We start from the raw sequence: 21805 nt of genomic DNA, 5'->3' as shown, positions 1-21805 counted from the left end.
GCTCCGGCTTTTCTTTCCCTTCGCTTCCCGTCCTGATGTCGGTTCTGCGTGCCGTCTCTATTTTCCCAGCAGCTCGCCCAGCGGTCTGAGATTGACCACGTGATCGCACAATGACTTGATGATCATGAGTAGCGGCGTCGCCACGATCAATCCGACCGGCCCCCATAACCAGCCCCAGACCAACAGCCCGATAAAGATCACCACCGCATTGAGACTCGATACCTGACTTGTCAGCCAGGGTGTGAGCAGATAGCCCTGAATGCTGGTGATGATCAGCGACACCACCGCGATCAGCACCGCCATATCGAGAGCCCCGAACTGGACGAACGCCGCCAGCCCACTCCCGACAAAAACCAGGAACGGCCCCAGGTAGGGAATGGCACTGGCCACCCCGGCGAGCACGCCCCAGAACCCTGCCTGCTCCATACCCAGCATCAGGAAAGCCAGCCAGGTCAGCACACCGACAAACACCGCGCCCAGGAGCATCACAAACAGGAAGCGACGGACCTGCTGGTGGAACTCCTCCATAATCCGCGCCGCCTTACGCATGCGTCCGAAGGACGGCCCGGAAATGCGCACCACCTTGCGCTTGTACAGCTTGCCCACCGCCAGCAGGAAGTACACCAGCAGCAATACCGAAAAGCACTGGGTGATCAGAACCAGCGCGGCCGGCGATCCGCGCATCAGATAGGCGCGGATATCCAGCGGCTTTTCCACCACCCGTACCGGCGTGACACCCGGCGGCGTGTCCGCGGCGCTTTCGGACTGCTGGTTGGCGGTCTCCTCGATCTGCTTGGCCGCCTCCTGGGCCTTCTCCATCACGCCCTCGCCGTTTTTCTCGGCACTCGCCGCGTCCTGCTGCTGGAAGCGCTCGATCATGGCCGGCACCTTGTCGAGAATGGCGGAGGCTTCCTCCTGCAGTGGCACACTGGCGCCGGCCAGAAGGCCAAGCATCGCGGTCAACACCACAGCCGCGCCAATCGGGCGAGGCAGGCGGGCCCGGTCCAGGAGCGACACCAGCGGATCGAGGGCATAGCTGATCAGGATGCTGACCACCAGCGGCAGCAGGATAGCCTGGGCCCAGTCGATGAAATAGAGGGAGGCGACGGTGGTTAAAACAAGCAGCGCCGAACTGCGTATGTTGACCGCACTGGCCAGAACCGGCGGCCCGGAGCCTTCACCATCGTCCGCCTGGCGGCCGGCACCCGGTCGCGATCCGGCCCCTTGGCCGATGTTTGTTTCCATTCGTTTATCCCGGAGATTGTCGAGTGATCCTGAGTTCAGTCTAACCGCTGATGCAGACTGGAACTGTCCCAGATCAAAGTAAAACCTGCCGACCCGGTTTAACATTTCGATTAGTTCACTAATACACCGTATTGAGTGGAACCGCGGTACGGTGTCATCGTGACGCAAAGGTTGGAAAAATGGATCGGTGTCCGTTGGTGCCGATCATGACAACAGGGTGGTCTCACGTTCCATTCGAAGTCAGAAACCAGACACAAAAACGGGTCGCAGCAACAGGGCGCCCGGACGGAGGCAACCATGGATACCCCAAAGAATCTCGTGAAACGCGAGCCCCGCAAGAGCCTGCTGGTTCTGCTGGTCTCCTCGGTCTTCTCTCTGATAATCGGTATTGTCGCGCTGATGTCGCCCGGCGCCGGGCAGACTGACATGGCCGAGAACGTCGGTTGGGTGCTGATCGTCGTCGGTCTGGGGGCCCTGATGGTTTACGTCATCGGGCGGAAGGAGAAAATCCACAAACTGTGATGGCCGGGAAACGGGCGCGGGGACAACCCCGTCGCCCGCCATGCATCACGCCGAGGCGGTTTCCGCGCTGACCGGGCCTGATGTTTCGGCGTCCTCGACCGGGCGCCCGGGCAAAACGGTATTGAGGATGATCGCCGTGAGGCCACTCATGGTCACCGCCGATCCAAGGACATTCTGTGCCATCTTGGGCAGGTTCTGGAACAGGTCGGGTACCGCGCCCACACCCAGCCCCAGACCAAACGCCACCGCCATGATCAGCATGCTGCGTCGATCGAGATCAACGGTCGCCAGGATGCGAATGCCGGCCGCTGCGACCGTTCCGAACATCACCAGCGTGGCCCCGCCGAGCACCGGCTTGGGCAGTTCCTGAAACACCCCGCCAATCACCGGGAACAGCCCCAGAATCACCAGGATAGCCGCCACCCAATAGGCCACGTAACGCGAGGCGATGCCGGTCAGTTGAATGACGCCATTGTTCTGGCTGAACGTGGTGTTGGGAAAGGTATTGAACACCGCGGCGATCAGCGAATTGATGCCGTCCGCCAGGACCCCGGCGCGAATGCGATTGCGATAGGCCAGGCCCCGGATGGGCTGCTTCGAGATCATCGACGTGGCGGTCAGGTCGCCGGACGATTCAATGGCGGTAATCAGGTAGATCAGCGCCACCGGAAGGAAAGCGCCGATATCGAAGGAAATACCATACTTGAACGGCACCGGCAGTGCGTACCAGTCCAGCTCCGCCAACCCCGAAAAATCCACCTTGCCCAGCGCAATGGCCACGATGTAGCCGACGACCAGACCGAAGAAGATGGCCCCCGAACGCAGGTAGATATTGCGACTCTGGTTCATGACGATGATCAACAGGAGCACCCCGCCGCCCAGGGCAAGATTGGTCAGACTGCCAAAATCCGGGGCCTTGACGCCGCCGGCCAGATCGGTGATGCCCACTTTGATCAACGACAGGCCGATCGTAGTAATCACGATGCCGGTCACCAGCGGATTGATAAACGTCTTGAGCTTGTGCAGGAACTGGCTCAGGAAAATCTCGATGAACGCCCCGAAGAAACACACCCCAAAGATCAGCGCGAGCATCTCATCGGGACCGCCGCCTCGGGCCTTGGCGATAAAGCCGGCTGCGAGAATGGAACTGAGAAACGCAAAACTGGTGCCCTGCAGCGCCACCAGCCCGGAACCGACCGGCCCGATCCGCCGGGCCTGGATGAAGGTACCCACCCCGGAGACCATGAGTGCCATGCTGATCAGGTAGGGAATCTCGGATCCCAGGCCCAGGACGCCACCGATAATCAGTGTCGGCGTAATGATCCCGATGAAGCTGGCCAGCATGTGTTGCACCGCCGCCAACAGGGCGGCGGGCAGGGGCGGCCGGTCGTCGAGGCCGTACAGCAACTCCGGCTGCGGAGCGTTGTTCGCGGGCATTCGGGATCTCCAGTTGGTCTAAGGGTCGCATGACCTTGTCGAATGGGACGGCATTCAATGGCCACTCACCCTGCAACAAACTGACCAACTGGTTAGCTTTTATTGAAAAATCATTAAAATCATTGCTGTAAAAATGGAACGCCGAGACTGAAAAGTCACTGACCTGTGTGCTCTACGTGAATTTACGTACCAAAACAGTGCTTTTCGGTAGCAGGACGCACCCTGATCGCACACTTGCCGACGAGCATTCAACGCGGATTTTGCGGGGCCGATCAGCGTGCTACTATCGACGCGGTTGGCAGATTAACACGCAAGTCACTGCCATGTACCTGAACCTCTTCAGTGTGCATGGTCGTTGAGTGACACCATGCTCACGGCACATGGAGCATTGCAATGAGCGCACTCTGGATCCGCCATCCGCTGGCGACCTTCACCGCCAACGACCAGGACGCCGGCAACGGCATCGTCGTCGAAGACGGCGTCATCACCGAACTCGTTCCTGCCGGCCAACACCCCGAACAACCGGTCGATCTCAACTTCGACGCCAGCGGACACGTGCTGCTGCCCGGGCTGGTCAACACCCATCACCATTTCTACCAGACCCTGACCCGCGCCTGCCCGCCGGCGCTGAACAAGAAACTGTTTCCCTGGCTGCAGACGCTCTACCCCATCTGGGCCGGGCTGACCCCGGATGCCCTGGAAGCAGCCACCGAACTGGCGATGGTGGAACTGCTGCTGTCCGGCTGCACCACGGTGGCGGACCACCACTATCTGTTCCCCGATGGCCTGGAAAACGCCATCGACATCCAGGCCGACGTGGCCTCACGGCTGGGCATGCGAGCCACCCTCACCCGCGGCTCCATGAGCCTCAGCACCGACGACGGCGGTTTGCCGCCACCCCACGTGGTGCAGGACGAACACTCCATCCTGGCGGACAGCGAACGGCTGATCCGCCGTTACCACCGCCAGGACGAGCGGGGCCTGCTGGAAGTGGCGCTGGCACCCTGCTCGCCTTTCTCCGTCACACCGGACATCATGCGCGCCAGCGCCGAGCTGGCATCCCGCTACAGCGTCAACCTGCACACCCACCTGGCGGAAACCGAAGACGAAAACGCGTTCTGCCTCAAACAGTTCGGCCAGCGGCCGCTGGACTACCTGGCGTCGGTGGGCTGGCTGCACGACCGCACCTGGCTGGCCCATGGCATCCACTTCAACGACCAGGAGATCGCGCGGCTTGGACAGGCGCAGACCGGTGTCTGCCACTGCCCGTCATCGAACATGGTACTGGCATCCGGTATCTGCCGGATCAACGAGCTCAAGGCGGCGGGCGCGCCGGTGGGCCTGGGTGTGGACGGCAGCGCCTCCAACGACCACAGCAACCTGATGCAGGAAATCCGCCAGGCCCTGCTGATCCAGCGCCTGCGCTACCAGGCGGACGAGTTCACCCATGAGGACGCGCTGACGCTGGCAACCCGGGGCTCCGCCGATATCCTGCGGCGCCCGGACATCGGCCAGATTGCGGTGGGCAAACGCGCCGACCTGGCTCTGTTCAAACTGGACGAGCCGCGCTTCAGCGGTGCTCACGACCCGTTAGCGGCACTGGTCCTGTGCGGCGCCAGCCAGGCGGATGCAGTCATGATCGGCGGCGAATGGAAAGTGCGGGACAGGCAATGGCTGGGTGGTGATCTTGCGGCGCTGATGACGCGCCACCGGGAAGCGGCGCGACACCTCTACGCCAAAGCGACGGGACGCTGACGCCGGGCTGCTCCGGAAGGACGATCCAGGTCTTTCCTGATCGAGGCCTTTGCGGATCAAGGCCATCGGCGCCCGAGGCGGGCAACCCGGACACAGACCGGGTCGCCCTTTCGCGATCAGTCCCTGTACCAGCTTCCCGAGGCTACAAAGAACGGATTGAGCACGTCTTCCTTGCCGTAGGTCACGGGCGAACCGTCCAGTTTGCGGACCTTGCCACCGGCCGCTTCCAGCACCGCCTGGGCCGCGCCGGTGTCCCACTCGCAGGTGGGCCCGATGCGCGGGTAGATGTCCGCCGCACCCTCGGCGATGCGGCAGAATTTCAGGGAGCTGCCCGCCTGCACCAGGCAGTGCTCGCCCAACTGTTCAATAAACGCCCGGGTTTCGTCGTTCAGGTGGTTCTTGCTGGCCACCACGCGCTTGCTGGCCGGCGGTTCCACCACCGCCAGGCGCTGCTCGTTGCCCTCGGCATCCCGCTTCCCGGCGCCTTCGCCCACGATCCCCCAGTAGACGGTCCCCAGGGCTGGCGCCGTCACCACGCCCATAACCGGCGCGTTGTCCTCGATCAGGGCAATGTTGACGGTGAATTCCCCGTTGCGATTGACGAAATCCTTGGTGCCGTCGATCGGGTCCACCAGCCAGAAGCGCTGCCACTCGCGGCGCTCGCTCCAGGGGGCGTTGGCGGACTCTTCGGACAGGATGGGAATATCCGGCGTCAGCGCTTTCAGGCCCTTCACGATGACGTCGTGGGACGCCAGGTCAGCCGCCGTGACCGGGGACTTGTCGTCCTTGTGTTCAACGGAGAAATCAGTCTGGTAAATGGCCAGCACTTTCTCGCTGGCGGCTTCGGCGATGCGAATCACTTCGGGCAAGAGGGAAGATAGGGATGCCATCTGTGTCCTTTTCCTGAACGGCGGATTTGAATGCGAATGGGGACCGAGTTTAACGGAACCGATCACATCCTGCGATGCGCCCGAAGGAGGGCCGCGCCCTCAGCTCGACGGCTCGAACCACTCGTTGGGCACCCGTACCGCCAGCACCTCGCTCTCGACGCAGACCTTGCCGCCGGCGCTCAATGTGCAATGGAGAAGGATCTTCTTCTCGCCCGCCTCGGCCACCGTGGCCTCCAGCGTGATCGCATCATGCATGGGCACCGGACGCTTGAAGCGCACCTGCAGGTCGCCGGTGGCGAACCACAGCCGCTCGCCCTCGCCGATGGCCCGACCGGCGTCCCGATAAGCCCTGGCCATGGCGGTACAAATGCAGTGACAGTCTATGATGGTGGATATGATGCCGCCGTTGAGGAAATGCGTGGGGCCGGCACAGTGATGGGGCTGGGGCGTGAACCGGCATTCGGACCGGTTGTCGTCGACCCAGTAGCTCTTGATCTGCAGCCCCTGGTCGTTGAGGGGGCCGCAGCCGTAGCAATGGTTATCGGGAATCTGGTCCTGAAAGGCGAGTGCCGCCGGGTGGTGCATGGGAAGTCCCCTTGTCCGGGCCACTCGACAAACATGGTCAGCCGGCGGCCACATTGGTTATTGTTGATGCAGCAGGGAGGCTGTGCCGTGTTCCGGTCAGATTCGGGAATCTCCGGCGCCGCTCCCCGATTCAGCCATCTGGGTGCTGCCGCAGTTCAAATAGCTGGAGGATTCAAGCCAATGCTGATCCGGATAATAGCTGAACACAAGCTGGCCGCCCTTGAGATTGTCCACCACACGACGAATCACCTTCTGGCTCACCGCGGGACAACCGTGGCTGCGCCCGATGCGCCCATAGTCGCGCACCCACGACTGAGCCACGTAATCGGCCCCGTGAATCACGATGGCACGCCGCCGTGCGTGGTCGTTGATGCCCTGCTCCAGGCCGTCCAGACGCAGCGCGTAACCGTGCCGCCCCTGGTAGCTTTCACTGGCCCGAAACAATCCGATGCTGGACTGGTAGCTGCCCACCCGATTGGAGAACACCGACGCCTCGGCCAGGCCGGAGTTTTTGCCGTGGGCGACCAGATCCCGCAGAACCAGTTCGCCGCTTTGCAGGTCGAAGATCCAGAGGCGCTTCTTGCTGGACGGAAGGGAAAAATCGATCACCGCCAGCCGGGCGGGCATGTCCATGCCGTTGCTGACGGCGCAGGACGACGCCTGCAACGCGCGGCGCAGAACTTTGTGATTCAGGTTGGGGGCCGACTGACTCAGACGGCTGTAGAGACCGATGTCAAAGGTGGCGGGCGTGCGTGGCATCGACTCAGTCGTCGCCGCCTGGGCAGGCAATGCCGCCAGTGTAGCCATCAGGGCGCCCAATGCGACAGCCAGAACGCGTTGAGTGCGTCTGTGGATCATGTACAAGCCTCTCGGGTGTCTGGAAGTTCAGGCCGCGTGAATCCGCCGCGTCGTTACGACGCCGGTCGGCTTCCGGGGCCAGGCTTCAATGCCGTGCCCCGAAAGGATGGCGCATTCTACCAAGGTTTTTCGTGATGGAAATCCGGCTGTACAAAAACCATACAAGACGCAACGGAAGGCGATGGTTTCCGGCGGCGTGCGGCCTGGTAGCCCTGCTCCACGCCGCCACCGGACTCGCCCTGCACCGCGTCGACCCGGACAACTGCGAGCCCCTGCCGGCAATCTCGCCGTTCCACGCCAGCGTCACGGAGCTGTTCGAGCAGAACACCGACACCACGGTCTGGGAAGGCGACGGCGAACTGAGCGGCCTGATCGAGGCGCTGGCGGCCCTCGAAGACGATGGCCTGACACCCGGCGACTACCATCTGGACGCCCTCCGCCACGCCCAACAGCATTGGCAGACCTGGGGCAACCTGGGAGCATGCGACCGACAGCTGGCCTCCGACGCCTACCTGCGCGCCCTGATCGACCTGCGTTATGGCCGGTCCTTCGAGAGTGGCGGCGCGCCGATGTGGTATTCCGCCAACGTCAGCCGCGAGCGCGACCCGACGCTGCTGGTCGCCACGGCCCTGGCCGGGCTGGACGATCCGTTCTCCGCCATGGCGCAGGCTCGCCCGGACAGCGAGCGCTACCGCAACCTGCGCAAGGGGTACCGGCTGGCACGCCGGTCGCTGCCCGACCATTGGCCGACGATACCGGACGGCAAACTGCTGCAACCGGGTGATCACGGCCCCCGCGTGGAAGCCCTGCGCCTGCGCCTGGAAGCCGCCGGCATCCTGCCCCTGCCGCCACAGCCGGGTCCGTTGCGGACGCGCTACGACGCCGAGTTGGCCGTCGCCGTCGAGACCTTCCAGAACAGCCACAGCCTGCAAGTGGACGGCAAGGTGGGGCCACAGACGCTGGACCAGCTCAACGTACCGCCCCAGGCACGCCTGGAGCAGATTCGCGCCAACCTGGAGCGGCTACGCTGGCTGGCGCGGGATATGGAAAGTTCGCTGGTACTGGTGGACATCGCGGCCGCCCGCATCGAGTACTACGAGGACGGCGAAAGGATCTGGCAGAGCCGCACCCAGGTGGGCCAGCCGGGACGGGAAACACCCGAGCTGAAGTCGGTGATCACGCACGTCACCGTCAATCCTCACTGGAACATTCCCCGCAGTATTTTCCTGCGCGACGCGTTGCCGGCCATCCAGCGGGATCCGTTTTACCTGAGCGATCGCGGCATCCGGGTATACAACCGCGCGGGCGACGAACTGATGCCGTCGGATGTGGACTGGTCGCACACCAACAACCTGATGCTACGCCAGGACCCCGGGCCGGGTAACGCCCTGGGCCGAGTGGTCATCCGCTTCTCCAACCCGTTTGCGGTATACCTGCACGATACCCCGGCGCGCGGCCTGTTCGGTACCACCAACCGGTTCTACAGCTCCGGCTGCGTGCGCGTCGAGGACGCCCAGACCCTGACCCGGCTGCTGTTCCGGCACGCCAGTCGCGAGCGACGCCAGGCGCTGGCGCTGGCCCAGGCGTCGGGCGAATCCCACAACGTCCATCTGCCTCGCGGCGTCTATATCCTGATGGCCTACTGGACCGCCGAGGCGGACGCCGATGGTCGGATCACCTACCGGCCCGACGTCTACGGCAGCGATCAGCCGTTGCTGGCGCAACTGGACGGCCCGTCGATCAACTGATGCGCGGGAACACGTCCGGGGTGCCGCCCTTGGACAGCACCCACTGCCACAGTTGGATATCCCGGGCGCGGAACAGGCCGGCGCAGGATTGCAGGTAGTAACGCCACATGCGATAGAAACGTGGCCCCAGCTCATTGGCGAAGCGCGGCCAGTTTGCCTCGAAGTTGGCATGCCAGGCCATCAGTGTCCGGTCGTAGTCGCGCCCGAAGTTATGCAGGTCTTCCACTACGAAGAGGTTGTCCGCCGCATCGCCGACCTGGCCGATGGATGGCAGCTCGCCGTTGGGGAAGATGTAGCGGTCAATCCAGGGGTCGGAATAGGGCTTGCGTTCGTTCTTGCCAATGGTGTGCAACAGGAACAGGCCCTCATCCTTCAGGCAGCGGTGGGCCACCTCCATGAAGGTGCGGTAGTTGCGGTGACCGACGTGTTCGAACATGCCGACGCTGACGATGCGGTCGAACTGTTCTTCCACTTCCCGGTAATCCTGCAGGCGGAACTCCAGCGGCAGGTGCGGATAGCGGGCTTTGGCCCAGGCCACCTGCTCCCTGGAAATGGTCACACCCACACACTCAACGCCGTAATGCTCGGCGGCGTAGGCCATGAAACTGCCCCAGCCGCAGCCGATGTCCAGGATCCGCATACCCGGCTCCAGTTGGAGCTTGCGACAGATCAGGTCGAGCTTGGCTTCCTGGGCCTGGTCCAGGGTTTCGGCGTCGCGCCAGTAGCCGCAAGTGTAGGTCATGCGCCCATCGAGCATGGCGGCGTAGAAATCGTTGCCGAGATCGTAGTGCTGCTCGCCCACCCGGCGCGAACGGCTCAGGGTCTGACGGTTTAGGAAACGGCTCTTGATCGCCTGCCAGACCACCGTGGAGGGCCGCACCCGCTGCTCCAGGTTGGCTTTCATGATGCGGTAGAAAAATTCGTCCAGGGCCGGCACGTCCCAGTCGCCGTCCATGTAGCTCTCACCCAGTCCCAGGCTGCCGCCGGCAAACACCCGCTCGGGTACGCCGGTGTTGTTCAACTGCATGTCCCAGGGGCGATCTCCGCCGATCCGGATGTCCGCTTCGGCCAACAAATCGACCATCAGGCGATGCGTCGAATTGCTTTCCGAAAGGAACGGTGACTGAGACACTTTCATATCCATGCGCTGGTAACCTCGACTGCCCGGGACCCGGCCTGCTTACCGAATCGTGTGAGTTTTAATGTCCCCCAAAATAACTTCCGACTATCGATAATGAGAATTAGATCGTTTTAATTAGTGAAACAGACTCACCCTATGGCGCAAAGCACAGCAGGTTGCCTACGGCAAGTCGGTTGAGCCACGGCATCGACCTTGCCCCGGGTCCGATAGCCTTTGTCATGGCCCGGCGATGTCTCATCATTGCCCTATGCCACCTCATCATGACCCAGCGGCGTTTTTTCGTTGTGCACTGACTTTGCGGACAATTTAAAGTTTAGACAGGTATGGGACAGCGGGATTCGGATGCAGTAGGATCGCAGACCATGTTTGCCCGCACCTTTGCCAACACCCCCTTCAACGTTCCCGCGCTTGTTGCCGCGACCGTCCTGCTGCCGTTCTTTTTCGTCGGTGGCCCGGACTGGACGTCGGGGCCGCTGTTCAAGGCCGCCTGGAACCTGGGGCACATCCTTTTCTTCGCGCTGTTCACCATTGCGGTGCGGCCTCGCCGCTGGTTTGGCGGGGTCTGGGTGTGGGTCGTCAGCACCGTCTTCGTCGCGGGCGTGGGCGTGGTCATCGAGTTGATTCAGGGCAACGTGGGGCGCCAGAGCGACTGGCACGACATCTTCCGCAACCTGATCGGCACCTGGCTGGTGCTGGCCTGGGTCCATCGCCCGTCCCGGAATGTCTGGCGGAGCGGGCTGCTCTGGAGTGCTCGGCTGGTTGCGGTGGTCTTGTTAACCCTGGAACTCAAGGCCGTGGCCGAGGTGGCCCACCAGCAATACCGGATCGCCCACCAACTGCCCACACTGTACAACTTCGACGATCCCCACCCGCTGCACCACTGGCGTGGCCGGGTGCACCGCAGCCGCGAGCACGCGGGGGATTTCGGACACAGCCTGCGCATCGACCTGCTGGGCACCAACCTCTATTCGGGCGCCTCCCTGGACAATCTGCCGGAGGACTGGCGCGACTACGAAGCGCTGGAAGTGGTGATCTACAGCCCGGACGACGCGCCGCTCAACATGACCCTGCGCATCAATGACATCGTCCACGACCGTGGCCACAGCGTGTACAGCGACCGCTTCAACACGCGCCTGCCGCTGGAACAGGGCCTCAACCGTTTCCGCATCCCCCTGTCGGAGATCCGCAACGCGCCCGCCACGCGCACCATGGACATGGACGAGATCCGCCGCCTGGTGCTGTTCACGACCCACCTGAAAACGCCTCGCGAGATTTTCCTGGTGCGCCTGGCGCTGGACTAAGCCGGCCACCCAGCGTTTACTTTTGCCGACGCCTGGGGTAAGACTGATGACTGGGCCGGCCCGCTGTCGTTCCGGCCCGGACAGCACGAGGATGTCGTTATCAAGTCTGCCAAGGACGGTCTGCGTATTCCCCTGCATCTCCGCATCGCCGGCAGCTTTGCCCTGCTGGCCATCATGCTTGGGGCCCTGCTGACGCTGTATTACCAGTCGCGCACCGAGACGCTGCTGATGGATACGGCGGATTCCCTGTTCAACCAGGCCGCCAGCGAAATCACCCGGTCTTTCCGGGAAACCTATCGGCCGGTCAATGAGTTGACCAGCCTGCTGTCCCGTTCGCCGCTGACCAGCGATACCGCCACCGCCGCCCGCGCCACCAACCTACCCATCTTTGCCAGTGCCCTGCGGCGACAGTCAGCGACGGTGGCGATCCAGATCGGCTACGACAACGGCGACTACTACATCGTCCGCGCAGTCCGCTCGCAGGCCATCGCCGACCGCTTCGAGTCCCCCCACGCCACCGCCTTCATCACCGACTTCCTGGTCCAGGAGGCCGACGGGCAGGCGCTGCTGACGCGACGTTTCCTGCGCAGCGACCTGAGTCAGATCGAGCAGCGCCGACTGCCACCGATGCACTACGATCCCCGGACCCGCCCCTGGTACCGGGCAGCCCAGGCCAGCGACGACGTCATCGTGACCGATCCCTACGCCTTCCACTTCTTCCGCCAACCAGGCCTGACCGTGGCCCGGAGTACCGGTGACCGGCGCGCGGTGGTGGCATCGGACGTTACCCTGCGATCCCTGTCCAGCACACTCAGCGACCTGAGCATCACACCAAGCGCCCAGTCTATCCTCTACTTGCCCAGCGGCGACGTCATGGCGTACGGAAAAGCCAGCCCGCTGGTGGTCAGCGACGCCAACCACAACGCCCGCATGGCCCGGCTGGATGACCTCGACGTGCCTATCCTGCTCAGCGTGAATCAGGAGGGCGACAGCGCTCCGGAGGGCTGGCTGGAGAAAACCGTCGAGCTGCCACTGACCCCGGAGCTCAAACCCCGCCTGGCGATTGCCGCCCCACGCCGGGAAATCCTGGGCGATGCCTATCGGATCTGGGACCGGGCGCTGTGGGCCGCCGTGGCCATTATCGTTCTGACACTGCCGCTAACCTGGCTCATCGCACGCAGCGTTTCCAACCCCATTCGCGCCCTGCAGTCCGCCGCGGCACGGATTTCGGAGGGCGATTTCGACGCCCGCCTGCCACGGGTCCGACACCGGGACGAAGTGGGCGACCTGACCCAGGCCTTCGACCGGATGCAGGACTCGCTCAAAGATCATATGTCGCGATTGCAGGCCACCACAGCCGCCAAGGAACGTCTGGAGAGCGAGCTGGGCATTGCCCACGACATCCAGATGAGCATGGTGGCCGGCGAAGGCCACCTGGCGCGGACGTTTGACGACTGGCAGGTGGACGCCACACTGCAGCCGGCGCGAGCGGTGGGCGGCGACCTGTTCGACGTTGCCGAACTGCCCGGTAACCGGCTGCTGGTGGCCATCGGCGATGTCTCCGACAAGGGGGTACCGGCCGCCCTGTTCATGGCCCGCACGGTGTCGCTGCTGAAGCTTCTATACGGCCAGGGCCGGCCGTTGGCGGCGCTCATGACCGAACTCAACCGGCACCTGAGCCAGGATAACGAGAGCTGCATGTTCGTCACACTGCTGTGCCTGATGGTGGATCGCACCAGCGGCCACATCGAGATGGCCAGTGCCGGCCACGACGCACCGGTCATCTGCGACCGGAACCCGGCGCGGCTGTTGGCGGTCGAAAACGGACCGCCCATGGGCCTGTACGAGGACGCCGGGTTTCCCGGCACACAGATCGAGCTGCCTGCCGGTTCCGGCCTGATCCTCTACACTGACGGGGTGACCGAAGGCTTTAACCCGGAGCGGGAGGCCTTCGGCGAGGCGCGACTGCTGGCGTTCGCCAACGCCAGCCGGGCATCCGGCCAGCTTTCCGCTCCGGCGCTGGTGGACGCGGTCGCCGACTTCACCGGGGAAGCGCCACAATCCGATGACATCACTGTTTTAACGATCCGCCGTTCATGACCATGACAAACCTGAGTTTGCAACTGACCGACAGCAGCGACCTTCCCAACGCCCTGGCGTGGCTGGATGGCCACTTCGCCGATGCCGGCGCCGACGCCAGCGTAAGTGCCGATCTCAAGGTGGTGCTCGACGAGCAGGTGGCCAACGTCTTCAATCACGGTGCGCCGGCGGGCGGCGACGTGGAACTGGAGCTGGAACTGGAAATCCGCACCGGCCACGTCCTGGTTCGCTTCATCGACAACGGCGTACCTTTCGATCCACTGGCGCAGCCCATCGACACCGATTTCGGCGATATCGAGGAGCGCCCCATCGGCGGCCTCGGTGTGCTTCTGATTCGCGAACTGACTGACCGGCAACACTACCGGCGCCTGGGGGACCGCAACATTCTGGAACTCACCCGGACCTTTTCCACACGGACCTGACCGACCCATCAACCACTGCACAAGGACAACACCGTGGCTCTCTCGATCTCGATCACATCTTCCGGCCCCACGGCCCTCAAGGTTTCCCTGACCGGCTCCCTGGACAGCCAGACCGCGCCGGAGCTGGACGCCGCCCTGGGCGAGGCCCTCGACGAGCGGACCCTGACCGTCGCCTTCGACATGGGCGGCGTGGAATTCATCAGTTCGGCGGGACTGCGGGTGATTTTCAAGACCCTCAAGCGGGTCAAGAAGAAAGGCGGGCGGGTCACGGTATCGCGCATGTCGGACGGCGTGCGCAAGGTGTTCGAGATCGTCAAGGTACTGCCGGACCTGGAGGTCTTTGCCAGCGAGCAGGAAATGGACGACTACCTGGCCGCCATACAGAAGAACGCCGCTCAATAAGGCGGCGCTCGATCGCCCGGCGCTACAACGCGGACAACGCCACCTCCAGCGTTTCGCCGATGCGGGCATTGAGCTTGAGGCTGGTGAGCGCGTCGGCCCGGGTGCGGCCCAGGTTGAGGGTGGCCACCGGCTTGTCCCAGTCGCGGGCGTAGCGGCAGAAGCGGAAGCCGGAGTAAACCATCAGCGACGAGCCGATCACCAACAGGCCATCGCTGTCGCGGAGCGCATCGAGCGCGTCCGTCACCCGCCGCTTGGGCACGAAGTCGCCGAAGAACACCACGTCAGGCTTGAGGATGCCGTTACAGCGCGGGCAATCCGCCACCCGGAAATCGCTGAAATCCACTTCCAGATCGGCGTCGCCGTCCGGCGCCGTGGTGGCGCTGAAGCCGGTGAACGCCGGGTTCAGGACACTGCAGCGCTCGTGCACCTCATCCCGGGGACACCGATAGCCGCAATCCATGCAGATGACTTCATCGGCCCGGCCGTGCAGGTCGATCACCGCTTGGGATCCCGCCCCCTGGTGCAAGCGGTCAACGTTCTGCGTCACCACCTGGCGGGTGTGGGCGCGCCGCTCCAACTCCGCCACCAGAAAATGCGCCGGGTTGGGCCGGGCGTTACGCATCACCGGCCAGCCAATCAGACTGCGCCCCCAATACCGTCTCCGCACCGCATCCGATTCCATGAACGCCTGATGCTGTACCGGCTGCTTGCGTTTCCAGGCCCCCTCCCCGTCCCGGTAATCGGGAATCCCCGAATCGGTACTGATTCCGGCGCCGGTGAGCACCATGAGATTGGGGTGGCGGTGGATAAACCCGGCCAGGGCCTCGCCGGCCTGGTGGGCGTCGGCAGGATCATTCAGTGTCGCACTGGACATGGATACACAGTCTCCATCGAACCGTCACAGAACAGCTCTACTTTAGGGATTGGGCGTCTCGCCGCCAAGGGTGACGAAATAGATTGCGCACAATCTTTATCGGCGTTATGCTGAATTTAAGTTGTGCACAATTTATTTTTGGAAAGCCATACTACGATAACCCCTGGCTGCGGAATCGTCCGGAATGCACGGAAACGGTCTCCGCCGGCCCCACCATCAGAACTGAGGAGGTTCTAACCATGTCCCTGGAAAAAGTTGCCTATCGCGCCTATGCCGAAGCCACCGGTGGTCGCGACGGTCGCGCCATCTCATCCGACGGCGTTCTGGACGTTTCCCTGGCCACACCCAAGGAGCTGGGCGGCGCCGGCGGTTCCGGCACCAATCCCGAGCAGCTGTTCGCGGCGGGCTATTCCGCCTGCTTTATCGGGGCAATGAAATTCGTGGCCGGTCGCGACAAGCTGCCGATGCCGGAGGACGCCTCCATCGAGGGCGTCGTCGGTATTGGCCCGCAGGGCGTCGGCTTCGGCATTGAGGTGGAGCTGCGCATCAGCCTGCCGGGTATGGACAACGCCCAGGCAGATGAACTGATCGAGAAAGCCCACCAGGTATGCCCATACTCCAACGCCACCCGCGGTAACATCGACGTGACCCTGACACGCGTCGACTGATACCCGACACGCGCTGGCCGGCCCGCTATTCGGCCAGCGCGTACCTTTCCAGCAGTTGCTGATAGCGAGCGGTGTCCTTGAACGCCCGAATGGCCTGGGTAAAGTGCTCGGCCAGCTCGTCCGCCCACTTCAGCTCGCGACTGAACCCCATGAAAATCGGGCTGCTGTCGACGGCCGGGTCAAGAAACGCCAGTTGATCCGCCACGCCCTGATTCAGCGCCTCCTGCCGGATCGCAAACGGGTTGCCGATGGCCAGCTTGAAACGTTCGCCGGCCACCATCCGCACCAGCGTCCGCTCGTCGAGCACCGCATCGGTTGTCAGGAAACCCGCATCGTCAAAGGCGTCGCCATAGCTGTAGCCGCGAATCGTGCCGATCAGGTAGCCGGACAGGGTCTGCAGGTCACCGTTGAAGGTGACCTCGCTGCCCTTGCGGGTGAAGAAGTGATTGCTTTCCGAGGCGTGGGACTCACCGGTATAGACCACGTACCGGGCCCGGGCTGGTGTCTGGAAAAAGGTGGTGATCATATCCACCCGACCGAACTCGAGCGACTGCAGAACCCGTGGCCAGGACAAGCGGGTATACCGGATGCGAATACCCAGATTGCCGGCAACGTGTTCCAGTACGTCAATGGAGATTCCGGTCAGTTGGCCCTGTTCAACAAAATAGAACGGTGGGTAATCCACTTCCGCCAGGGCGGCGGTCAATTCGTCGGGGATATCCTCGCGGAGGTCCGCTCCCCGGGTGCCGGGAGCAGCCAGCACAGTGACGATGATCAAAACCGTTGCGTAAAGCGAATGCAGCACCAACATGGCCTACCAGGTCTTGGCATTCCGGGGCTCCCGAAAGGAGCGGGCGTCCGGGCCTGGAAAATGCCGGGAATGATCGCGCTGCCAGTCCCTGCATCACGTTGATGACGTCCACTCCCATTATTGGCGCTGCAGCCCATGACCGCCAGTTGATGACTGCCAAGCTTTGCAAAATCAACGGCACATTTGTGCCACTCGTTCTGTACCGCTGTCTCTGTACGACTGTCTCTGTGTCACGGCCCCTCCCGTCCGGGCAACGGCCTTTCGGGCGGCCCTCATGTCACCGGTTCGCGTGCAACGCACCACCGGCCGGCGAATCCGGCCAGCCGGCCACTTCCGGTGTCTCCGGCCTGCGTTGTACCAGCACGCGGCCGTCACGGATCGACGCCCGTACCGGGGTCTGGTTAAGCAGCACCTCGTAGGGAGATTCGCCGTTGAGCACCACGCAGCGGGCCGGCAAGCCCTCGCCAATACCGTACTCGGGCAGATTCATCACCGCAGCGCCGTTGTCGGTGATCAGCTCCAGCGCCGACTCGATCCGGTCCATGCCCAGCATGTGACAGGCGTGCAGCCCCACGTCCAGAGTACGCAACAGGTTGCCGTTGCCCATGGGGTACCAGGGATCGCGGATGGAATCCTGGCCGAAGGCCACTTTCAGCCCCGCATCCAGCAACTCCGGCACCCGCGTGACGCCGCGCCGCTTGGGATAGCCGTCAAAACGCCCCTGCAAATGCAGGTTCTCGGTGGGCAGGGCCACGAAACGCAGACCGGACTTGGTCAGCAGCCGGAACAGGCGGCTACAGTAGGCATTGTTGTAGGCGTGCATGGCGCAGGTGTGGCTGGCGCTGACACGGCGGCCGTAGTCCCGGGCCAGGGCCTCGGCGGCCAGCACTTCCAGGAAACGGGATTCGGGGTCGTCGATCTCGTCGCAGTGGACATCCACCAGGCGGTCGTGGCGCTCGGCCAGGTCCATCAGGATCTTGACCGACTCGACGCCGTAGTCCCGGGTAAACTCGAAATGCGGGATACCGCCCACCACATCGGCGCCGCGTTCCAGTGCATCGGCCATCAGCGCCTGGCCGTCCGGGAAGGACAGGATGCCCTCCTGGGGGAAGGCCACGATCTGCAGGTCGACGGCGTCGCGCACCCGCTCGCGCACTTCCAGCATGGCGTCCAGCGCCACCAGGGACGGATCAGTCACATCCACATGGGTGCGCACGTACTGGATGCCGTGGGCGGCGAACAGCTTCAGGGTCTGCTCGGCGCGACCGACCACATCGTCCCGGGTCAGCATGGGTTTGCGCTCCGACCAGCACTCGATGCCCTCAAACAGGGTGCCGCTGCGATTCCAGCGCGGCTCGCCGGCGGTCAGGGCGGCATCCAGGTGGATGTGTGGCTCCACAAAAGGTGCCGTCACCAGCTGCCCGGCAGCGTCGAACTCGCCCTCGCCCACCGGCTGCGGCTTCGAATGCGACTGGGCTTGCGGCGCGCCGAAGCGTCCGGCGGTAATGGGCAGCCGGAACAGTCCGGCCTGGCCGGGCAGGCGCGCGTTGCAGATGGCGCTGAGCGATTCGGTCATGAAAGGTCTCCTGGATGTGGCTGTACTGCGTCTCCCGCATCCCGCAGCAGTGCGCGGGCGAGCACGAGGATTTCGATGGATTGCGCGGAGTCCGGCGCCAGGCCGGTCTCGCGAAACAGTTTATTGAGACGGTAGCGCACGCTGTTGCGATGCGCTCCGAGGGATTCGGCCGCCGCCGACAGGTTGCCGCCGCTGGCCAGCCAGGCGTCGAGGGTCGGCGCCATCGCCGTGACCAGGTCCGCGCGCTGATTCAACGGACCGTCCACCAGTGCGGCCACCGCCTGACGACCACCGAGCCGCTCGACCAGCGCCGACGCCAGTGTCTCCCCGTTATCCGGCGTACCAGGTCGGTTCTCATCAGCGATCAGGGCGCGGCAAATCACTTCGGTCACCGTCACCATGGGCAGCGAATAGGGCTGTTCCAGCAGCGGCAGGCCCTGCTCGTCCGCCAGGCGCATCAGCGGCGCCGGCAACTGGCCGATGTAGGCCGCGCCGGTCAGGACCACCAGGCCGGCAATACCGGCCTCGACGCCCTCGTAAACCAGCTCGGCCAGGTTGTCCGGGCTGCGGTGGCGGCTGATGCCGGTGATGAACACCAGTTCGCCGCCTTTCACCCAGGGACTGAACGACCGGTTCTCCGCTACATAAGGCCAGCGCACCACCCGATCGGCGCCGCTGCGACCACCGCGTAACTGGATCGCTTCCAGTCCTGGCAGCGAGGGGATCGCGCCGCAGGTAATCGCCATGATTCAGATCGCCTTCAGGCTCTGGGCCCGGCGATCCCGAACCGCGTCGCTGGCCACATGGATCAGCGCGTAGGCCGCTGCCGCAATCAGCACGCCGACCAGCGGCGCGATCCAGGGCGATGTATAGGCCGCCAGTGAGCCGATAGCATAAGCCGCCAGCCCGGTGGCGTTGAAGGCCGGCAGTGCGTCGCTCATGGGATCGCCGTAGTCCGCCCGATGCGCCACGAAGTAGTTGGCCATGATCACCCCGCCGATGGGCGGAATGAAGGTTCCCAGCAGGATCAGGAACGGGATCAGCCACTCGTACATGCCCAGCACCGCCAGCAGCGTACCAATCGCGGCGCCGATCACCGTCACCAGCTTGCGCCGGCGGGTGTGGAACATATTGCAGCCGGCCACGGCGAAGTTGTAGACGGTGTTGTCCTGGGTGGTCCAGAGGTTGAGGAAGAGCATCAGGATACCCAGCGTCGCCAGCCCCTGCGCGACCATGATGTCGACGATGTCCGACTGCTGGTAGACCAGCGCGCCGAAGGCGCCCACCAGGGTCATCAGGCCGTTGCCGACAAAGAACGCCGCCAGGGTCGCTATCACCGCCGTTTTGCCGGAGCGGGCAAAGCGGGTCCAGTTGGTGGCCTGGGTGCCACCGCTCACGAAGGTGCCGAACACCAGAGTAATGGCCGCGGCCACGCCCATCGGTTCGCTGGGAACAATGGCACTGAGTCCGGCCAGACCGCCGCCGTCGGAGGCAGCAATGGACAGACTGATGGCGATCAGCACGATCATCGCCGGCACCGCCAGGCGCGACAGCCATTCCAGGCCGCGGTAACCGATAAAGGCACTGATGCAGAACCCGAAGCCAAAAAGGACCATCAGCGGCAGGGTCCAGCTTTCAGACAGGCCGGTCATCTTGACCAGAAGCATCGCCATGGTTGCCGTCCCCCAGGCGTACCAGCCAATCTGGGTGAAACCGAGGATGAAATCGGACAGCTTGCTGCCGGCTCGACCGAAGGCGAAACGGCTCATCAATGCCGTATTGAGCCCGGAACGGGCGGCAATATAGCCGAGAATCGCAGCGTAGCTGCCCAGCAGCAGGTTGCCGACCAGCAGAACCAGCAGCATATCCTCAAAGAGGAAAGCCGTGCCGACGCTGCCGCCGGCCCACATGGTGGCCGTGAAGAAGGTGAAGCCCAGCAGCACGAGGCCCATCGACCAGACGCTCTTGCGGGCCGAGGCCGGAACCGGGCTGAGCGGATAATCCTGTTCTCCGGGCTGAACGGAATGACTCATGGTTGCTCTCCTGAAATAGTCGGACAGGCCTGAAACAGGCAGGCAGCTCTGGAATGAAACGCTTAACCCGCTCAGCGCAACGCCTGTGCCAACTCGGGACAGGATGCCCGGAATGCCTGTTTGCGGCTGTAAATTTTGTGCAGACCGCACAATATTGCGCGAAAAACCAATGACACCCTCTCTTAGGCGCACTGATTAGGTGCGAATTTTCAGGGTATGCACAACAGTGTGCCCGCGATAACCGCTCACAATATGTAGCTATCGAAATATAAGTAAATCTACGTTATTTAAATCCCTCCGCTCAGACCTATACTCATAGGTGTGGATTGGAATAACGTAGAGTCTGTCGAAGGACACCGAAGCATCGGTTCAATGCCCATCGACAGGTCAAATCAAACGCAGGAAAGCGCCATGCTCAACACACCCGCCAGCCGACTCCTGATCGCACTCGCGATTACGCTGTTCGTGATCGGCTCCAGTCTGTCCCAACCGTCCGATCTGGCGGTGGATCAGGCCCTGGTCAGCGGTGTGTCATTCGATCTCCAGTCCAACCCCGGCAGCGATTCACCGCCGGCCGAGGATCCCCTGCTGATCACGCTGAGCATCGGTCTGTTCCTGCTGGTGGCGCGTCAGCTCCTTGGCGCGACACCCCGCCCCGCGATCCAGGCCCGCTCGGTCTACTACCCCGTACAACCCCAGGGTCCGCCAGCTCAGCACTGATTCCCCGACATCACGACCGTGTCCGCCAACGACACCGGCGGATCACAACGACGTTTTGACGAATCGTTTTACGAATCAGAGCTGAGAGATTGTTTTATGATGCAGAACTACAAGGCACTTCCGACCCATGAAGTTATCGGTAACCAGCGGATCGTGGATCCCCAGCAGCACCAGGACCTGACGCCGGACGACGCGGCCACCAGCGTCATGCGCGACTTCCGGCACAAGCGCCCGGCCACCATCAGCGCCGACCTGGATGTGAAGGAAGCGCGCTCATTGATGAAGTCCGCCGACGTGCCGCTGAAACTGGTGATCAACCACCGTGGTGAATTCCTCGGCCTGATCGGCCTCAAGGACATCCTGGGCAAGCGGGTCATGGCCCAGGCACACGCCATGGGCATCAGCCAGGACGACCTGCAGGTCAGCGACATCATGCACCCGGCCAGCGAATTCCCCAGCGTCCATATCCGGGACCTGGAGCGGATGCGTGTGGGCGACGTGGTGGAAACCTTCAACCGCGCCCACACCGAACACTTCCTGGTGTTCGAGGATGACGCCCAGCACCCGGGAACCACCTGCCTGTGCGGCCTCGTTTCCGCCAGCGTGGTAGCCCGTCGCCTGCACATCGCCCTGGACAGCCGTGCACGCGCCCGCTCCTTCTCGGACATCGTGCACGCCGTCCACGGTCACTTCGAGTAATACGACCGGCGGTCAGCC

21 protein-coding genes are annotated in these 21805 nt (G+C 63.4%); 10 read left to right on the top strand and 11 right to left on the bottom strand.

The features are described from left to right. Positions 1-57: 57 nt before the first annotated feature. Positions 58-1245, bottom strand: coding sequence for an AI-2E family transporter (locus DKK67_RS06090; RefSeq protein ID WP_111495377.1), 1188 nt, complete (start codon positions 1243-1245; stop codon positions 58-60). A 297-nt stretch (positions 1246-1542) separates the two neighbouring features. Between DKK67_RS06090 and DKK67_RS06085 the strand changes: the two genes are divergently transcribed. Next, the gene (locus DKK67_RS06085) at positions 1543-1767 is read left to right on the top strand and encodes a DUF308 domain-containing protein (protein ID WP_111495375.1); all 225 of its coding nucleotides are present in this window, start codon (positions 1543-1545) and stop codon (positions 1765-1767) included. A 45-nt stretch (positions 1768-1812) separates the two neighbouring features. Here DKK67_RS06085 and DKK67_RS06080 read toward each other — a convergent pair whose 3' ends face one another. After that, positions 1813-3204 (bottom strand): nucleobase:cation symporter-2 family protein, encoded by a 1392-nt coding sequence (locus DKK67_RS06080; RefSeq protein WP_111495373.1) that lies wholly within the window; start codon positions 3202-3204, stop codon positions 1813-1815. Positions 3205-3597: 393 nt separating this feature from the next. Between DKK67_RS06080 and DKK67_RS06075 the strand changes: the two genes are divergently transcribed. Next, complete coding sequence (locus DKK67_RS06075) at positions 3598-4959, top strand: 8-oxoguanine deaminase (RefSeq protein WP_111495371.1); 1362 nt, start codon at positions 3598-3600, stop codon at positions 4957-4959. Between the two features lie 116 nt (positions 4960-5075). On the opposite strand, the gene cysQ is transcribed toward DKK67_RS06075, so the two are convergent. From cysQ to DKK67_RS06060, 3 genes are all read right to left on the bottom strand, one after another. Then, positions 5076-5849, bottom strand: a complete 774-nt coding sequence (cysQ, locus tag DKK67_RS06070) for a 3'(2'),5'-bisphosphate nucleotidase CysQ (protein ID WP_111495369.1) — start codon at positions 5847-5849, stop codon at positions 5076-5078. Between the two features lie 99 nt (positions 5850-5948). Further along, positions 5949-6434 carry a PaaI family thioesterase gene (locus DKK67_RS06065; RefSeq protein ID WP_111495367.1) on the bottom strand — a complete coding sequence of 162 codons (486 nt, stop codon included), beginning with the start codon at positions 6432-6434 and terminating at the stop codon, positions 5949-5951. A gap of 96 nt (positions 6435-6530) precedes the next feature. After that, positions 6531-7193 (bottom strand): murein L,D-transpeptidase catalytic domain family protein, encoded by a 663-nt coding sequence (locus DKK67_RS06060; protein WP_228160612.1) that lies wholly within the window; start codon positions 7191-7193, stop codon positions 6531-6533. A gap of 233 nt (positions 7194-7426) precedes the next feature. On the opposite strand from DKK67_RS06060, the gene DKK67_RS06055 reads away from it, so the two are divergent. Continuing rightward, positions 7427-9040 carry a L,D-transpeptidase family protein gene (locus tag DKK67_RS06055; RefSeq protein WP_162628763.1) on the top strand — a complete coding sequence of 538 codons (1614 nt, stop codon included), beginning with the start codon at positions 7427-7429 and terminating at the stop codon, positions 9038-9040. Here DKK67_RS06055 and cfa read toward each other — a convergent pair. After that, positions 9033-10184 (bottom strand): cyclopropane fatty acyl phospholipid synthase, encoded by a 1152-nt coding sequence (gene cfa / locus DKK67_RS06050; protein WP_228160520.1) that lies wholly within the window; start codon positions 10182-10184, stop codon positions 9033-9035. The genes DKK67_RS06055 and cfa overlap by 8 nt on opposite strands. 359 nt (positions 10185-10543) lie before the next feature. Here cfa and DKK67_RS06045 point away from each other — a divergent pair, with 359 nt between their 5' ends. The 4 genes from DKK67_RS06045 (at position 10544) to DKK67_RS06030 (ending at position 14406) form a co-directional block, all read left to right on the top strand. Further along, positions 10544-11482 (top strand): succinyl-CoA synthetase subunit beta, encoded by a 939-nt coding sequence (locus DKK67_RS06045; protein WP_111495361.1) that lies wholly within the window; start codon positions 10544-10546, stop codon positions 11480-11482. Between the two features lie 174 nt (positions 11483-11656). Further along, positions 11657-13582: a SpoIIE family protein phosphatase gene (locus DKK67_RS06040; RefSeq protein ID WP_111495359.1), complete on the top strand. Its 1926-nt coding sequence runs from the start codon at positions 11657-11659 to the stop codon at positions 13580-13582. Next, positions 13579-14004 carry an ATP-binding protein gene (locus DKK67_RS06035; RefSeq protein WP_111495357.1) on the top strand — a complete coding sequence of 142 codons (426 nt, stop codon included), beginning with the start codon at positions 13579-13581 and terminating at the stop codon, positions 14002-14004. The genes DKK67_RS06040 and DKK67_RS06035 overlap by 4 nt, the downstream gene beginning before the upstream one ends. 33 nt (positions 14005-14037) lie before the next feature. Beyond that, positions 14038-14406 (top strand): STAS domain-containing protein, encoded by a 369-nt coding sequence (locus DKK67_RS06030; protein ID WP_111495355.1) that lies wholly within the window; start codon positions 14038-14040, stop codon positions 14404-14406. A gap of 22 nt (positions 14407-14428) precedes the next feature. Here the strand turns inward: DKK67_RS06030 and DKK67_RS06025 are convergent, their stop codons facing one another. Beyond that, positions 14429-15280, bottom strand: coding sequence for an NAD-dependent protein deacetylase (locus DKK67_RS06025; RefSeq protein ID WP_111495353.1), 852 nt, complete (start codon positions 15278-15280; stop codon positions 14429-14431). Between the two features lie 239 nt (positions 15281-15519). On the opposite strand from DKK67_RS06025, the gene DKK67_RS06020 reads away from it, so the two are divergent. Further along, on the top strand, positions 15520-15948 hold the full coding sequence (locus tag DKK67_RS06020) for an organic hydroperoxide resistance protein (protein WP_111495351.1): 429 nt from the start codon (positions 15520-15522) through the stop codon (positions 15946-15948). A 25-nt stretch (positions 15949-15973) separates the two neighbouring features. Here DKK67_RS06020 and DKK67_RS06015 read toward each other — a convergent pair whose 3' ends face one another. The 4 genes from DKK67_RS06015 to codB all read right to left on the bottom strand — a co-directional run bounded on the left by DKK67_RS06015 (position 15974) and on the right by codB (position 20368). Continuing rightward, complete coding sequence (locus DKK67_RS06015) at positions 15974-16759, bottom strand: substrate-binding periplasmic protein (RefSeq protein WP_111495349.1); 786 nt, start codon at positions 16757-16759, stop codon at positions 15974-15976. A gap of 277 nt (positions 16760-17036) precedes the next feature. After that, positions 17037-18335 (bottom strand): cytosine deaminase, encoded by a 1299-nt coding sequence (gene codA / locus DKK67_RS06010; protein ID WP_111495347.1) that lies wholly within the window; start codon positions 18333-18335, stop codon positions 17037-17039. After that, positions 18332-19081: a PucR family transcriptional regulator gene (locus DKK67_RS06005; protein ID WP_111495345.1), complete on the bottom strand. Its 750-nt coding sequence runs from the start codon at positions 19079-19081 to the stop codon at positions 18332-18334. The genes codA and DKK67_RS06005 overlap by 4 nt, the downstream gene beginning before the upstream one ends. Before the next feature lie 3 nt (positions 19082-19084). After that, a complete protein-coding gene (gene codB, locus DKK67_RS06000) occupies positions 19085-20368 on the bottom strand; it encodes a cytosine permease (RefSeq protein WP_111495343.1) in 1284 nt (427 codons plus the stop codon). 411 nt (positions 20369-20779) lie between these two features. On the opposite strand from codB, the gene DKK67_RS05995 reads away from it, so the two are divergent. Together DKK67_RS05995 and DKK67_RS05990 are read left to right on the top strand one after the other, a co-directional pair. After that, on the top strand, positions 20780-21088 hold the full coding sequence (locus DKK67_RS05995; protein WP_111495341.1) for a hypothetical protein: 309 nt from the start codon (positions 20780-20782) through the stop codon (positions 21086-21088). A gap of 96 nt (positions 21089-21184) precedes the next feature. Beyond that, positions 21185-21787, top strand: a complete 603-nt coding sequence (locus DKK67_RS05990; protein WP_111495339.1) for a CBS domain-containing protein — start codon at positions 21185-21187, stop codon at positions 21785-21787. Positions 21788-21805: the final 18 nt, after the last annotated feature.

This window comes from Marinobacter bohaiensis (genome assembly GCF_003258515.1).
Taxonomy (GTDB): domain Bacteria; phylum Pseudomonadota; class Gammaproteobacteria; order Pseudomonadales; family Oleiphilaceae; genus Marinobacter_A; species Marinobacter_A bohaiensis.
This window is presented reverse-complemented; position numbering and strand designations above follow the sequence as displayed.

What these genes read in the sequence shown, in the direction of transcription:
- DKK67_RS06015 (WP_111495349.1), bottom strand. Translation starts at nt 16,759, where the DNA reads ATGTTGGTGCTGCATTCGCTTTACGCAACGGTTTTGATCATCGTCACT.
- cysQ (WP_111495369.1), bottom strand. Translation starts at nt 5,849, where the DNA reads ATGGCATCCCTATCTTCCCTCTTGCCCGAAGTGATTCGCATCGCCGAA.
- DKK67_RS06080 (WP_111495373.1), bottom strand. Translation starts at nt 3,204, where the DNA reads ATGCCCGCGAACAACGCTCCGCAGCCGGAGTTGCTGTACGGCCTCGAC.
- DKK67_RS05990 (WP_111495339.1), top strand. Translation starts at nt 21,185, where the DNA reads ATGATGCAGAACTACAAGGCACTTCCGACCCATGAAGTTATCGGTAAC.
- DKK67_RS06060 (WP_228160612.1), bottom strand. Translation starts at nt 7,193, where the DNA reads ATGCCACGCACGCCCGCCACCTTTGACATCGGTCTCTACAGCCGTCTG.
- DKK67_RS06045 (WP_111495361.1), top strand. Translation starts at nt 10,544, where the DNA reads ATGTTTGCCCGCACCTTTGCCAACACCCCCTTCAACGTTCCCGCGCTT.
- DKK67_RS05995 (WP_111495341.1), top strand. Translation starts at nt 20,780, where the DNA reads ATGCTCAACACACCCGCCAGCCGACTCCTGATCGCACTCGCGATTACG.
- DKK67_RS06090 (WP_111495377.1), bottom strand. Translation starts at nt 1,245, where the DNA reads ATGGAAACAAACATCGGCCAAGGGGCCGGATCGCGACCGGGTGCCGGC.
- DKK67_RS06040 (WP_111495359.1), top strand. Translation starts at nt 11,657, where the DNA reads ATGCTTGGGGCCCTGCTGACGCTGTATTACCAGTCGCGCACCGAGACG.
- DKK67_RS06075 (WP_111495371.1), top strand. Translation starts at nt 3,598, where the DNA reads ATGAGCGCACTCTGGATCCGCCATCCGCTGGCGACCTTCACCGCCAAC.
- cfa (WP_228160520.1), bottom strand. Translation starts at nt 10,184, where the DNA reads ATGGATATGAAAGTGTCTCAGTCACCGTTCCTTTCGGAAAGCAATTCG.
- DKK67_RS06065 (WP_111495367.1), bottom strand. Translation starts at nt 6,434, where the DNA reads ATGCACCACCCGGCGGCACTCGCCTTTCAGGACCAGATTCCCGATAAC.
- codA (WP_111495347.1), bottom strand. Translation starts at nt 18,335, where the DNA reads ATGACCGAATCGCTCAGCGCCATCTGCAACGCGCGCCTGCCCGGCCAG.
- DKK67_RS06005 (WP_111495345.1), bottom strand. Translation starts at nt 19,081, where the DNA reads ATGGCGATTACCTGCGGCGCGATCCCCTCGCTGCCAGGACTGGAAGCG.
- DKK67_RS06085 (WP_111495375.1), top strand. Translation starts at nt 1,543, where the DNA reads ATGGATACCCCAAAGAATCTCGTGAAACGCGAGCCCCGCAAGAGCCTG.
- codB (WP_111495343.1), bottom strand. Translation starts at nt 20,368, where the DNA reads ATGAGTCATTCCGTTCAGCCCGGAGAACAGGATTATCCGCTCAGCCCG.
- DKK67_RS06055 (WP_162628763.1), top strand. Translation starts at nt 7,427, where the DNA reads ATGGAAATCCGGCTGTACAAAAACCATACAAGACGCAACGGAAGGCGA.
- DKK67_RS06025 (WP_111495353.1), bottom strand. Translation starts at nt 15,280, where the DNA reads ATGTCCAGTGCGACACTGAATGATCCTGCCGACGCCCACCAGGCCGGC.
- DKK67_RS06035 (WP_111495357.1), top strand. Translation starts at nt 13,579, where the DNA reads ATGACCATGACAAACCTGAGTTTGCAACTGACCGACAGCAGCGACCTT.
- DKK67_RS06020 (WP_111495351.1), top strand. Translation starts at nt 15,520, where the DNA reads ATGTCCCTGGAAAAAGTTGCCTATCGCGCCTATGCCGAAGCCACCGGT.